Genomic DNA, 13,915 nt, shown 5'->3' with positions numbered 1-13,915 from the left:
TTCTCTGTAAACTGAACCCGGTAAATCTCAGGGAGAACTATTGGCGGTTAACGGCTTGAGTGCGGGGGCAGTTTAGAAAGAATATGATTGGAGGGATTACATGAAAACAATTAGTCAAGCCTTTGAGGAATTAGGAAAGAATCTGAGGTGTGCGGCTGAAAGGATGCCAACGCCCAAGCCGCTTTCCACTGAAGCTTTTATTATGTTGAGTAAAGGAGATAGAGCATGGAAACAATTTATTCGCATCCATTGAGACGTTATGGGTTATTTCGCTCACGTTCTTATGCTTGTCGTGTGTAGTCTGTTCAGATAAATCAGAAAAGGAATAAGCATGGCAAGGCAACGTGACGAATTAGACAAAATCTATAATACAGCAAGCTGGAAGCGGGTAAGAAAAGCCGTTCTAATTAGGGACGGCTATTTGTGTTGTGAGTGACGTCGTCGTGGATTAATAGGAGGCAAATACGGTCCACAATCTCATCACATTAAGAGATGATCCAAATCATAAAACGATCTGTTTAAAGTGCCACAACAGGAGGAACCCGGAAAGAAGAGGTGGGGAGAAGGAAAAAACGATTATATGAAAGTAACACTTATAGCGGAAAATATGGAAGGGTTTTTCTCCATAATAGAGAATTTTTAGGGAAGGATATTAAAGCAGGTAAATCATATTCAAAGTCGTATTATCCTAAAAAGACAAAGTTTTTTATGTCCCAACATACTTCGGTAGCCGGCTGGAAAGGTTCACTTCCTGATACTTCAACTGGAACATTGGCTCCTGCTCTTGCGAATAAAATAGCAATGCTGTATCCAGAGATAATAAATACTCACAGCAAAAAAACAATGCCTTTACTGGCTAAAGCAAATTTCCCGGTTGTATCTGTCGATAAAAGAGCAAATGGGATAGCAGAACGGATCGAGGTACACCAAAATTTATTAAATCCTTGGTGGGATAAATATTAATAAGTAAGAGGTGGCTTAATGGCGGTTTTTGTTGAAAAAACGATCCAGGGTCTAAAAGAATTAATTGATGAAAAAGGCCGCTTGAAAATTTCAGGGAATGAAGGAACTCTTTTAGAAACAGAATGTACTTTTTCTAAAGGTGCAACAGATCTGGAGATTGAGAGTTTTGAGAAGAAAATAAAAGTCTCACTTCCTGAAGATTATAAAACCTTTTTAAAATTGCATAACGGAGCCAGAATATTTGATTTGTTGATTTACGGTGAGAATGTAGGTGGGGGGTTGCATATTCTTAATTTAGAAGAGATTGAAAAGTATATGCAAAATGGTTTTTTAAAGCCTCAGTTTATTCCCGTCGCACATCTGTTAGACGGATGTTATTTGTTAATTGACAAAACCAAAATATCCACAGATCCAAACTATTTATGGTTCCACGGATTTGTCGAGTATGAACCAATGCAACTTAATTTTGAGATATTTTTAGATAGGTATATTTTATCTCAGGGATCAAGTTTTTGGGAATGGAATATCTACACTGCTGAGAATTATTATAGGACTCACCAGGGTGATGAGGATTAACCTTTCCTACAGTTGGGTTGGTTCATTTTTACTATTAGACTTCGATTTGAACTTTTAAAAATAGGTTTAATTTAAGAGACGAACCGATTAATTGGTGTATAGAGGATTTATAAAAAGCGCAGATACTCTGCGCTTTTTTATTTAAGTATTTTCCTAATCATTCGCAGCCCGTTTTTGGAAGAAGGATAACGGAAAGCGAAGTCGAAGCGGTTCGTTTGTTTGACGACGCTTTTTTTGTGCGTAAACGTGTTAAAGCTGTCAAATCCGTGATAGCTGCCGATGCCGCTTTCCCCGACGCCGCCGAATGGCAAATACGGCGTCGCAACATGCATTAACGTATCATTGACACAGCCTCCGCCAAACGACAGATTCTCTAAAACAGCGCGCTCAGTTTCTTTGTTTGTGGTGAAGAGATACAGGGCGAGCGGCTTTGGGCGTGATTGGACTTTCTCAATGACTTCCCCGATATCACGGTATGTAAAGAGCGGAAGAATCGGCCCGAAAATCTCCTCCTGCATCACTGGAGAGTCATCCCTCACTTGTTCGAGAATGGTCGGCGCAATTTTATGATGAGCGGGATCAGATTGTCCGCCTGTGAGCGGGATGCCATCATGCAGAAAGCTGAGCAGCCGCTGATAGTGGCGTTCACTGACGATTTTGCCGTACTGCGGATTTTGTTCAGGCTGAGGGCCGTAAAATTCGCTGATCGAACGCTTCATTTCTTCTGTGAGCTTCGTTTTGATATCTTGGTGGACAAATAAATAATCCGGTGCGATGCAGGTTTGCCCTGCATTTGTAAATTTCCCGAAGACGATGCGTTTGGCGGCAAGCTGTATATCAGCATCCTTATGGACAATGCAGGGACTTTTGCCGCCGAGCTCCAAGGTAACGGGAATTAATTGTTTGGCGGCGGCCTCCATGACGATTTTTCCCACGGCAACGCTTCCGGTGAAGAAAATATAGTCAAAGGGCTGCTGTAATAACACAGTGCTGACGTCGGGTCCGCCCTCCGCCATAGCGACATAGTCACTCGGAAAAACGATGCTGATGAGTTTGGAAAGAACAGCGGAAACCGCCGGCGTATATTCTGACGGTTTAAGAACGACTGTGTTTCCGGCCGCAATGGCTCCAATCAAGGGTGAAAGCGCCAGCTGCAAGGGATAGTTCCAAGGCGCAATCACCAAAACGGTTCCATACGGCTCAGGGATGATGATGCTCTTGGAGCCTAGGTGAGTCAGAGGCGTTTTGGCTCGTTTCGGTTTGATCCATTTCCCAAGCCGCTTCATCACAAAACTGATTTCCTCCAGTACAATTCCGATTTCTGTTGTGTACGACTCCTGTTCGGATTTGTGGAGATCCTGATAGAGAGCGGCTGTTATATCGGCTTCTTGTGTTTTGATGGCTTGTTTCAGCTTTTGCAGCATGTTCAGTCTCGATTCTAGCTGTCTCGTATGCCCCGCCGCAAAATAGGCTTTGTGCTTGCTGACGATAGAGGGGATGCTGTTCATTCCGTCTCTCCTTTTTGTAAGGTATGATGATTCATTATGTAAAAAATCGCTTCTGCTTGTCAAATTGGGATTTTTCTAATGTACATGTAGCTGAAAAGCCAGTAGGCACATAAAAAAAGCCCCGGACAGGGGCTTTTTTAATAAAGAGAGGGAGCATCTGCCCATTATTCTGACAGCCCAAAAGAAAAACCCCGGAAACATTGTCATTACAACATGTCCAGGGTTTAATCCAATGCTCTTTAAAGAGCGTTTTACTTAACGAGAGTAGAACTCAACGATAAGCGCTTCGTTAATTTCCGGAGCAAGCTCAGAGCGCTCTGGAAGACGAGTGAATGTACCTTCAAGCTTTTCAGCGTCGAAAGTAAGGTACTCAGGAACGAAGTTGTTTACTTCTACAGATTCTTTGATGATAGAAAGGTTTCTTGATTTTTCGCGAACACCGATTGTTTGACCAGGTTTTACTTGGTAAGACGGAATGTCAACGCGGCTTCCGTCAACAAGGATGTGACCGTGGTTAACTAATTGGCGTGCTTGACGGCGAGTGCGTGCAAGACCGAGCTTGTACACAACGTTATCAAGACGTGCATCTAAAAGAATCATGAAGTTTTCGCCGTGTTTACCAGTCATTTTTGCAGCTTTGTCAAACAATGTGCGGAATTGACGTTCGTTTACACCGTACATGTGACGAAGTTTTTGCTTTTCTTGCAATTGCAAACCGTATTCTGATAGTTTTTTACGCTGTCCCGGACCGTGGGGACCTGGTGCGTAAGGGCGTTTTTCTAATTCTTTACCTGTACCGCTAAGAGAGATTCCTAAACGGCGAGACAGTTTCCAAGATGGACCTGTATAGCGAGCCATAATGTGACTCCTCCTTTGGTTTTATTTTGTGGAAAATAAAAACCGTCTGTTCGATCCGACCGTGCACATTTTGTTTTCATGTATCCTCGCTCCAGCAGCAGAGAGTTACACGATACACCTTACAGCTAAGGAACAAAATGCAAACACAGAAGCTGAACAAAAAGGCTGCAATATTTCACACAAAGAACATTATATGATTTTTCTCCGCCGCCGTCAACCATTTCTCCATGAAGAGTGCCGGTTTATGATATAATGTACAAAAATGAGTAGTACATGTTTAGGTGATAAAAATGAAAAAACAAACAATTGATGAAGTGACGGCCTTTCATCAGAAAATGCTTTCTTTTTTCTTAACGAAATCTGAATCCGTCTCATTATCCGACTCGCTGTTATGGCTGGCCTCAGCTCTAGAATCCTGCTTTACATCTCTTTCATTGACCCTTTCACCGGCAGAATCAACACGTTTCACCATAAAAACAGAAGATGAACCGCATTATGCTCCGCTGAAAGAGAGTGACGGCCGTTTTATGATCAGGAATCAGACCTCCGGCAGATCCTTTTATCTGTGCTCGGAAGGCGGGCTGCCGATCCCGGAATCATTGCCTGAGATCGTTACTCAGTTTATTAATCAATCTGTGAGACAAAGCGGGCTGTTTGACAAAACGAAGCATCAGCGGAAAATTCACAGAATGACAGAAATGTTCCATTCGCTTTTGGACCAAAATGAGGTTTTGGAAAAACTGCAGGCAAGTTTGAGTACGGCTTTCCGGTCTTTCCGCTTTTCACTGTTTATCACGCAGGATCAGGATACGGACAGACAGCTTCCCGCAAAAGAATTACATATGGACGGAAAAGATGCCGATCCGTCTGCCCTGAAGGTTTATTTATCGGGGAGACTGCTCAGAAAAGGCAGGTCATCTGCTTATCTGCCGATCAAAGGCCAGCAGGGGACTTACGGGGTTCTGAAGACGGAGGGGCTGCAGGATGCCGTTCTTTCGTGCAGTACTCTCAGTGAAATGCTGCTGCTTGCGGGCGCAGCGGGAAAAGCATTTGAAAATGCGCAGCTCTATGAGCAATCGAAAAAAAGCATTGCGAATCTGGAGCTCATTAATGAAACATCGCGCCAGCTGAATCAGCGCCTCAGACTCACTGATACGATGCGGGAGCTCGCCGCCATTATGACCCAATCGTTTCATGCGGAAGAAGTGGCTTTTTTTCATATTGATCATTTTGAGACGCAAAATCTGCTTCCGGGACATACCGCTTTTTTTAAGACAGAACGTGCGAACCCCTATATCAGCATTGTGAAAGAAAAGCTGTTCGAGGGAGAAAAGGGCGTGTTTATCGGCAGCGGAAAGACTGTATTCGGCGAAAACGGTTTCGGCTCGCTGATGGCGGTGCCGATGATCGAAAATGACACCGTCTTCGGGTTCGCGATTTTATTGAAAAAGGATTTGTATGCTTTTACGTTTGAAATGTATAAGCTTTTTCAAGCGCTCATTCACCATGCGACATTGGCGGTCACGAACTCCATGCTGCGCGACAGGCTTGAGCATCTTGTTCAGACAGACCAGCTGACGGAGCTGTATTCAAGAACCTATTTGGATGAGAAAATTCAATACAGCATGAAAATTCATAAACGGGGTGTATTCATCCTCGTTGATATCGATAATTTCAAAAATATTAATGATACATACGGTCATCAAACGGGAGATTCGATCCTGATTCAGGTGGCCTCCGTTATGAAGAACCATATTCGTGAGCATGATGTCGCTGCGAGGTGGGGGGGCGAGGAGCTGGCTGTCTATCTGCCGAATATCAACGTGTCATCCGGAGAACGCATCGCTAAAAGGCTGGTTCGCGCCATCCGGGAAAACACCGAGCCGCGCGTGACGATTTCCTGCGGCGTTTCCTGCTGGTCAAAGACCGGCCCGATGCCGTTGAAATTGCTCGTTCAGCAAGCGGATGAGGCGCTTTATATCGCCAAACGGAGCGGCAAAAACCGGCTGATCATCCATCAAAACAGCACGACGACATAAAAAAGGAGCCGGCCTGCCGGCCGGGCTCCTTTTTTTATCCTAATCGTTTTTCAAGCGTTTCAACAAACTTTGCTAAATAAGTTTCATCCGTTTCATCAAAACGGTTTTTCACGGGGCTGTCAATGTCCAGCACACCGATCACTTCACCGTTTACGCGGATCGGGAGGACGATTTCTGACTGGGAAGCCGCGTCACAGGCGATATGTCCCGGGAACGCATTCACATCGGCAATCCGCTGCACGTCGCCATTAGAGTAGGCAGTGCCGCATACGCCTCTGCCGAACGGAATGCGCACACAGGCAGGAAGTCCTTGAAACGGTCCGAGCACGAGCTCGCCCTCTTTAGCGAAGTAAAACCCCGCCCAGTTGACTTCATGTAATGAATGGTATAAAAGCGCTGACGCATTCGCGTAATTTGCGATCGCATCCGTTTCATCTTCTGTCATGGCTTCGAGCTGTTTAAGCAGAAGCTGATAACTTTTTTCTTTATCTCCGGATTGTTTTTCGACATGAAACATGGAAAACCCTCACTTTTTCTATAATATCAAACAAAGTTCCGGCCGTTCTGCCGGCATTTGTCGAGAAGTTCTTACAGGAACGGCGCCTTTCTGCTTGAATTGTTACACATAAAGGGGTGAGCCGTATGAAAGTAAGCACCAAAGACAAAATTATTAACGCCGCTGTCCAGCTGTTTAACCAAAAAGGTTATTCCGGCACGTCCGTCCGTGAAATCGCAAAGTCAGCTGATGTAAATGTTGCGCACATCTCCTACTATTTTAAAGGGAAAGGCGGATTAATGGAACATTTAGTTTCCGAGTTTTACGAAGGCTATACTGAAGCGCTGGAAAAAGCCGCCGTCAGTATGAACGGTGAAGACGCGCAGGAACGCATCCTGCGGGTGATTTTCGATATTTTATCCTATCAGCACGATAACCGTCAATTAACGCGGTTTGTATACCGGGAAGTGACGATTGATTCCGTGCTTATCAGGGAAATTATGTCTACTTACTTAATGAAAGAAAAATATATTTTCCAGCTGGTGATTGAAGAAGGGCAGTCACGCCATAGACGGCTGACGCTGCCCGTGCCGCATTTTATTCTGCAATTGAAATCCCTCTTGATGATGCCGTATCTCCAGCCTCAATATATTACGGAGGTGCTCTATATGCAGCCTCATGAGCCGTACTTTTATAAAAGGTATTTTGAAGAGGTGAAGATCTGGATCGAAAGCGTGTTCCGACGGCCTGATGCGGCGCTTATGAAGTAATGATGTTTTTGTACGTGTCGTAGGAACTGCCGACATCTTCCGCTTGATGGGCGTCCGACCCGAATATGAGCGGGATTTTTTTTTGCTTCGCCGTCTCAGCCATCCAATCCTCCATGTATACTTCCCCGGCAAACTTCTTTCTGAGCCCGGATGTATTCACATCCAGCTCCATTCCGTGTTCTTTCACGGCGTCAAGACAGCGGGCCGCAAGCTCTCTTATTTGAGGTGACATGCTGTAAGGGAAAAGGCGCGCGAATTTTTTGACGAGCGTGATATGGCCGACCCGTTTTGGCTTAAAGGGGCCGAGCGGTGTTACAATGGAAGAATACACAGTTTCATAGTATTGTTCATATACGGCTTCAACGCTTCCGAAGCGGTCGGCAAGCTGCTGAAAGGCGTGCTCGTCAAAATCTAGGCATATATAAGACGGGCCGGTTTTCAAAAAATGAACGGATAAAATGCCGTCATCCAGTGAGGGGCCGTACGTGTTCAGAAACGCCGCGGTTTCCTCTTCATACCCTGTGATAAAATCGGTTTCTAGCCCAGTCAGAATGCTGATTTGTCCATCGTATTCCTTTTTCAGCTGTGACAGCCGCTCCAAATAAACCTCCATCTGTCTGAGATCCATCGCGCTGTCCTGAAGCGGTACGGGATCTTGAAATGACGGAGGAAGGGGGGCGTGCTCTGTAAATGTGATCGAGTCAAAGCCTCTTTCCAGGGCCTTTTCGACATATTGTTTCAGCGCATCCTTCGAGCCGTGAGGGCAAAAAGGCGTGTGGATATGAGCGTCTCGTTTTTCCATTTGTGTCACTCCATTAAAAAATTGCAGAATCCTGCCGAAATTATGCAAAAAGTTTTTGATTTCTGGTCAAAAAATGTTGGTTACATGGTATCATAATAACAATGAAAACGACAGATTTTCTCAATACATATATTGAAATCTTTCTGAATACATAAAACACCCTGACAGATTAAGAGAACAACAAGGGGGCTCATTATGGAGTTAGTCATCGGATTATTGGTTATACTGCTCGCGCTCTTTGCGGCGGGCTACTTTTTCAGGAAAAAAATTTATACGGAAATTGACCGGCTGGAGTCATGGAAGATTGAAATTTTAAACCGTTCGATAGTGGAAGAAATGTCCAAGATCAAACATCTGAAAATGACCGGAGAGACGGAAGAGTTCTTTGAAAGATGGCGCGAGGAGTGGGATGAAATTGTCACAGCCCATCTGCCGAAAGTAGAAGAGCTCCTTTATGATGCCGAAGAGAACGCCGACAAATATCGGTTTAAAAAAGCGAATCAGGTGCTTGTCCACATCGACGACCTCCTCACTGCAGCCGAATCAAATATAGAAGGCATACTGCGTGAGATCAGCGACCTTGTGACGAGCGAGGAAAAAAGCCGCGGAGAGATTGAACAGGTGCGTGAGCGGTATTCAAAAGCGCGGAAAAACCTTCTGGCGTACAGCCATCTCTACGGAGAGCTTTATAACAGCCTGGAGACGGATCTCGACGAAATCTGGAGCGGCATAAAAGAGTTCGAAGAAGAGACGGAAAGCGGCAATTACATCAAAGCGAGAAAAGTGCTGCTTGAACAGGACCGCAGACTGGATCAGCTTCAGACATACATAGATGACGTTCCGAAACTGCTTGCGGACTGTAAACAGACCGTGCCGAACCAAATTGCCAAGCTGAAAGACGGCTACCGGGAAATGACGGAAAAAGGCTACAAATTGGAGCATATTCAAATCGAAAAAGAGCTGGAGACCCTCACAAATCAAGTGAAACGGGCCGAAAACGCGCTTTTGGAAGATTTGGATGTCGACGAAGCGTCCGCCATCCTTCAGCTGATTGATGAAACCATTCAATCGATGTATGAACAGCTGGAAGGCGAAGTGGAAGCCGGACAGTCCGTATTAAGCAAAATGCCTGAGCTGATCATCGCGTATGAGAAGCTTGAGGAAGAAAAAGACCGCACAAAAACCGAAACGGAGCTCGTCAAGGAAAGCTATCAGCTGACGGCGGGAGAAATCGGCAGACAGCATGCCTTCGAAAAACAGCTGGAAACGATCGGCCGGCTCCTTGAGCAGGCGAGAGAAAAGCTTGACGGTGAGCATGTCGCTTACTCGCTGCTGATTGAAGAAGTCGAGGCCATCGAAAAGCAGATGGAAGAGGCTCAGAAAGAACATGCCGAATACCGTGAAAATCTGCAGGCGCTCAGAAAAGAAGAACTGCAGGCGCGGGAAACGCTGATGAATCTTCGGAAAACCATTTCTGACACGGCCCGAATGCTGCAAAAAAGCAACGTGCCGGGAATTCCTGAACAAGTCAAGGACAAGCTCGAGACGGCAAATCATCATATAGAAGAAACCGTCAGCCAATTGGAAGAGCTGCCGCTGAACATGGAGGAAGCCGCCAAACATCTGGCTGAAGCCGAAAAGGTGGTTGAGGAAGTCAGCGAAGAGGCGGAAGATCTTGTGATTCAGGTGAAGCTGATTGAGCGGATCATCCAGTACGGCAACCGCTTCCGAAGCCAGAATCATATTTTATCCGAACAGCTGAAAGAAGCGGAACGGCTGTTTTATGCTTACAGCTATAATGAAGCTTATGAGATGGCGGCAGATGCTGTTGAAAAAGCAGCTCCCGGCGCCGTGAAAAAAATTAAAGCTGATCAATCTGCTTCATAGACGCATAAGCAAAAACTGCACCCTGATGGAAATCAGAGGTGCAGTTTTTTAGTTTCTCACGGAATATAAAAAGCGCCTGCGGCTGATATACATCAAACCGCAGGCGCTGAATGTTACGATTTTGCTTTATTTAATTCGATGGGCGGGCTGGTAAAAAACGTGATAATGCAGCCGATGATCGCTCCGGCAATGCCCGGAAGCACCCAGCCGATTCCCATGCTGTAAAGCGGAAGATTTGCGTTTAAGAATGAATCTAATGATCCGAGCGGAATGCCGGCTGCCTTCAAACCGTCCAGGATACTGAACAGCCCCGTTCCGATCAGGCAGGCGATATAGACTTCGCGTCTTTCCTTAAAGATTTTATCAATAAAGGAAAGGACGATAATGACAATCGCCAGCGGGTAAATGGCTGATAAAATAGGAACTGAAAATGCAATAATCTCGGCAAGTCCGAAATTTGAAATCGCCAGACTGAACAGCGTGACAATCGTAACCACCATTTTGTATGATAAAGCTGGAATCAATTTTGAAAAATATTCGCCGCAAGATGTGACAAGCCCGATGCTTGTCGTTAAACACGCAACGGTGATGGCGGCGCCGAGAACGATGTTTCCCAGTGAACCGAACAGGTAATCAGATGAAGCTGATAAAATCTTTGCGCCTTCGCCGAGCGGCCCCACAGCGTCCGTGCTTGTCGCTCCCAAATAGGCCAAAGATAAATAAATGAATGTCAAACCTGCCGCTGCAATCAGACCCGCTTTAATACAAGCGGCGGCGAGCGCTTTACGCTGGGTGACGCCCCTGCTTTTAACAGCGTTGACGACAACGACGCCGAAGACGATCGAGGCGAGCGCATCCATTGTTTTATAGCCTTCCAAAAACCCTTTGAACACCGGTGTTCCGGAATATGCCTGATGTACGGCGCCCAGCCCGCCCATCGGAGTGACAATCGCTTTTACGACGATGATTAAAATAATACCGAATTTAATAGGAGTCAAAATCTTTCCGACTCTGTCCACGATTTTGGAAGGATTAAGAGCTAAATAATACGTAATAGAAAAAAAGATCAACGTGAAAACAAATAAAGATAATCTTTCCGGAATGCCGCTTAAAAACGGAACTGCACCGATTTCATATGAAACGGTTCCGGTTCTCGGAATCGCGAAAAGCGGCCCGATTGATAAATAAAGCACAACGGTGAAAATAGTCCCGAATACCGGATGAGCTTTATCGGCAAGCCCTTTCGCGTCTTTGCCCGTTAATGCGATGGCGATAATACCCAAAAGCGGCAGACCAACGCCGGTCAGTAAGAAACCGCCCATCGCTTTCCAGACATTATGCCCCGCCGCTTGCCCGAGCTCCGGCGGATATATCATATTTCCTGCCCCGAAAAAAAGTGCGAAAAGCATGAAACCGATAATAACGGTATCTTTGACAGGTAGTGAGTGTTTCATAAAAATCCTCCTAAATACTATGTTGAAATATTCTGTCAATTAATTGTCAGATAATATAACAAAACGAACATTACTTATTATATGGCAATGTACAGAGAAGTCAATACTCGATTTATTGCGAATTTATATTTACTTTTGTTATGGTAGCATAAATATCATACGATGTACCGTTTTCATTAAAGGAGTAAAAAAATGATATATTTAGACAACAGCTCAACGACCGAGCCGTATGAAGAGGTTTTGGAAGTGTATAAACAGACGAGCAGCCGTTATTTCGGCAATCCTTCGTCTCTGCACCGGTTAGGAACTGAGACGGAACAGCTCCTTGAAGCGGCCGCTCAGCAAATAAAAAAAACCTTGCGTTTAAAAAATTATGATATTGTATTTACATCAGGCGCGACTGAGGCGAATAACGCGGCGTTAAAGGGAGCGGCCTGGGCAAACATGAGTAAAGGAAGACATATCATTGCTTCGGCGATTGAGCATCCTTCTGTGACGGAGACGCTTGATCAGCTGACAGAGCTGTTCGGCTTTGAAGTCACATATCTTCCGGCCGATCAAAACGGCTTCGTCTCTTTGAAAGACGTCAAATCGGCTATCAGGCCGGATACGATAATCGTCAGCGTCATGCATGTCAATAACGAAGTCGGCTCCATTCAGCCCGTAAAGGAAATCGGCGGGTTTTTGAAGCAGCACCGGAATATTCTGTTTCATGTTGATCATGTGCAGGGCATTCATAAAGTTCCGCTGTCTATAGAAGAAGCGGGCATTGACCTTTGCACCGTTTCAGGGCATAAGTTTCACGGCTTAAAAGGGACCGGAGCGCTTATCGTCAAAAAAGGAACGCGGCTCATTCCGCTTATCACGGGCGGCTCGCAGCAAAAAGGTGTCCGCGCCGGAACGGAACACACGGCAGGCGCCGTTTCCCTTGCGAAAGCGATCAATCTTTCCGCGCGTGATATGAATGAGCGGCTTTCTTCCGTGGAGGCTGCCAAGAATGCGCTCATGGAAAGGCTGAGCGGGACGGACGGGGTCGTTATCAACACCCCCGCTGAAAACAGCGCGCCGCATATCATTAATTTTTCCGTTCCGGGCGTGAAGGCGGAAGTGCTGCTGCACATGCTTGAGGAAAAAGGAATATATGTTTCCACAACCGCGGCATGTTCGGCAAGAGAGCACAAACCGAGCCGTGTTCTTCTGCAGATGAATAAAGGCGAACAGATTGCATCAAGCAGCATCAGAGTCAGCCTGAACTTCAGCCATACGGCTGACATCACAGAGCCGTTTATGGCCGCGCTGGCGCCGGCTGTTCAAAAACTAAAAAAAATGATGAGGTAGCATATGAATTACGATCATATTTTAATCCGTTTTGGTGAAATATCCACAAAAGGAAAAAACAGACGCAGTTTTATTGAAAGATTAAAACAGAATATCCGCCTGGTATTAAAGGATTATAAAAAAGTAAAATACTTTTCAAACCGGGACCGGATGTCAATTACACTTAATGGAGAAAACCCGGAGGAAATTTGTTCCTTATTAAAGAATATATTCGGCATTCAAAGCTTTAGTCTCGCAATTAAATGCGAAAGCAAGCTGGAAGACATTAAAAAAACGGCTTTAGCCGCGATAGAAGGCGAATATAAACCGGGGAATACGTTTAAGGTCGAGACCAAACGGGCTTACAAACAGTTTGAATTAGATACGAATGCGATGAACGCTGAAATCGGCGGCCACATTTTGAAAAACACGGATGGATTAACCGTCGATGTGAAACATCCCGATATTCCGCTTCGGATTGAAATCAGAGAGGAAGCGACGTTCCTGACCATTCGTAACGAAAAAGGCGCCGGAGGCCTTCCTGTCGGTTCCGCGGGTAAAGCGATGCTGATGCTTTCCGGCGGTTTTGACAGTCCGGTCGCCGGTTTTTACGCGATGAAACGGGGATTATCAGTTGAAGCCGTACATTTTTTCAGTCCGCCGTATACGAGTGAACGGGCAAAGCAGAAAGTCATGGATCTCGCGGGATGCCTCGCGAAGTTCGGCGGCAGTATGACACTTCATATTGTGCCGTTTACAAAGACGCAGGAACTCATCCAAAAACAAATCCCGGAGAACTATACGATGACGGCGACGCGGCGTCTTATGCTGCAAATCGCGGACAGAATCAGAGAAGAACGGAAAGCGCTCGCGATCATTACGGGAGAAAGCCTCGGGCAGGTAGCGAGCCAGACGCTTGAAAGCATGTATGCGATCAATGCGGTGACGGCAACGCCGATTTTACGCCCTTTAATCGGAATGGACAAAACAGAAATCATCGAGAAATCAAAAGAAATCGGCACTTATGAAACAAGCATTCAGCCGTTTGAGGACTGCTGCACCATCTTTACGCCGCCAAGTCCGAAAACACGCCCGAAAAAAGAAAAAATCGAGCACTTCGAAAGCTTCGTTGATTTTGAACCGCTGATTGCAGAGGCCGCTGCCGGCATCGAAACCATCACTGTTTACTCGGAGCAGGAAGCTCACGATAAGTTTGCCGGCCTGTTTTAAAACTGTATACAATTA

13 protein-coding genes are annotated in these 13,915 nt (G+C 45.6%); 8 read left to right on the top strand and 5 right to left on the bottom strand.

Translation table 11 applies throughout. The annotated features are described in order from the left end of the window. Positions 1–100 precede the first annotated feature (100 nt). From G9F50_RS08565 to G9F50_RS08555, 3 genes are all read left to right on the top strand, one after another. Positions 101–253: a hypothetical protein gene (locus tag G9F50_RS08565; protein ID WP_163094420.1), complete on the top strand. Its 153-nt coding sequence runs from the start codon at positions 101–103 to the stop codon at positions 251–253. Positions 254–555: 302 nt separating this feature from the next. Next, a complete protein-coding gene (locus G9F50_RS08560; RefSeq protein WP_076983735.1) occupies positions 556–963 on the top strand; it encodes an HNH endonuclease in 408 nt (135 codons plus the stop codon). A gap of 18 nt (positions 964–981) precedes the next feature. After that, positions 982–1,539: an SMI1/KNR4 family protein gene (locus G9F50_RS08555; protein ID WP_163094419.1), complete on the top strand. Its 558-nt coding sequence runs from the start codon at positions 982–984 to the stop codon at positions 1,537–1,539. Between the two features lie 137 nt (positions 1,540–1,676). Here the strand turns inward: G9F50_RS08555 and G9F50_RS08550 are convergent, their stop codons facing one another. Both G9F50_RS08550 and rpsD read right to left on the bottom strand, forming a co-directional pair. Next, the gene (locus G9F50_RS08550) at positions 1,677–3,047 is read right to left on the bottom strand and encodes an aldehyde dehydrogenase (RefSeq protein WP_165406536.1); all 1,371 of its coding nucleotides are present in this window, start codon (positions 3,045–3,047) and stop codon (positions 1,677–1,679) included. A gap of 255 nt (positions 3,048–3,302) precedes the next feature. Continuing rightward, on the bottom strand, positions 3,303–3,905 hold the full coding sequence (gene rpsD, locus G9F50_RS08545; RefSeq protein ID WP_003152406.1) for a 30S ribosomal protein S4: 603 nt from the start codon (positions 3,903–3,905) through the stop codon (positions 3,303–3,305). Positions 3,906–4,195: 290 nt separating this feature from the next. On the opposite strand from rpsD, the gene G9F50_RS08535 reads away from it, so the two are divergent. Then, entirely contained in the window at positions 4,196–5,944 is a 1,749-nt protein-coding gene (locus tag G9F50_RS08535) for a sensor domain-containing diguanylate cyclase (protein WP_165406535.1), read from the top strand. A gap of 34 nt (positions 5,945–5,978) precedes the next feature. Here the strand turns inward: G9F50_RS08535 and G9F50_RS08530 are convergent, their stop codons facing one another. Continuing rightward, entirely contained in the window at positions 5,979–6,461 is a 483-nt protein-coding gene (locus G9F50_RS08530; protein WP_007408037.1) for a GAF domain-containing protein, read from the bottom strand. 125 nt (positions 6,462–6,586) lie between these two features. Between G9F50_RS08530 and refZ the strand changes: the two genes are divergently transcribed. Continuing rightward, a complete protein-coding gene (refZ, locus tag G9F50_RS08525) occupies positions 6,587–7,210 on the top strand; it encodes a forespore capture DNA-binding protein RefZ (RefSeq protein WP_007408038.1) in 624 nt (207 codons plus the stop codon). Here refZ and hisJ read toward each other — a convergent pair. Next, complete coding sequence (hisJ, locus tag G9F50_RS08520) at positions 7,200–8,012, bottom strand: histidinol-phosphatase HisJ (RefSeq protein ID WP_060562734.1); 813 nt, start codon at positions 8,010–8,012, stop codon at positions 7,200–7,202. The genes refZ and hisJ overlap by 11 nt on opposite strands. A gap of 195 nt (positions 8,013–8,207) precedes the next feature. Between hisJ and ezrA the strand changes: the two genes are divergently transcribed. Then, on the top strand, positions 8,208–9,899 hold the full coding sequence (gene ezrA / locus G9F50_RS08515; RefSeq protein WP_165406534.1) for a septation ring formation regulator EzrA: 1,692 nt from the start codon (positions 8,208–8,210) through the stop codon (positions 9,897–9,899). Positions 9,900–10,012: 113 nt separating this feature from the next. Here the strand turns inward: ezrA and brnQ are convergent, their stop codons facing one another. Then, complete coding sequence (gene brnQ / locus G9F50_RS08510; RefSeq protein ID WP_015240382.1) at positions 10,013–11,353, bottom strand: branched-chain amino acid transport system II carrier protein; 1,341 nt, start codon at positions 11,351–11,353, stop codon at positions 10,013–10,015. 192 nt (positions 11,354–11,545) lie between these two features. Here brnQ and G9F50_RS08505 point away from each other — a divergent pair, with 192 nt between their 5' ends. Together G9F50_RS08505 and thiI are read left to right on the top strand one after the other, a co-directional pair. After that, a complete protein-coding gene (locus G9F50_RS08505; RefSeq protein WP_061046562.1) occupies positions 11,546–12,691 on the top strand; it encodes a cysteine desulfurase family protein in 1,146 nt (381 codons plus the stop codon). 3 nt (positions 12,692–12,694) lie between these two features. Then, positions 12,695–13,900, top strand: coding sequence for a tRNA uracil 4-sulfurtransferase ThiI (gene thiI, locus G9F50_RS08500; RefSeq protein WP_007408042.1), 1,206 nt, complete (start codon positions 12,695–12,697; stop codon positions 13,898–13,900). Positions 13,901–13,915 lie beyond the last annotated feature (15 nt).

The sequence above is a fragment of the Bacillus sp. EKM206B genome, assembly GCF_011066015.1.
Lineage (GTDB): Bacteria > Bacillota > Bacilli > Bacillales > Bacillaceae > Bacillus > Bacillus velezensis.
This window is presented reverse-complemented; position numbering and strand designations above follow the sequence as displayed.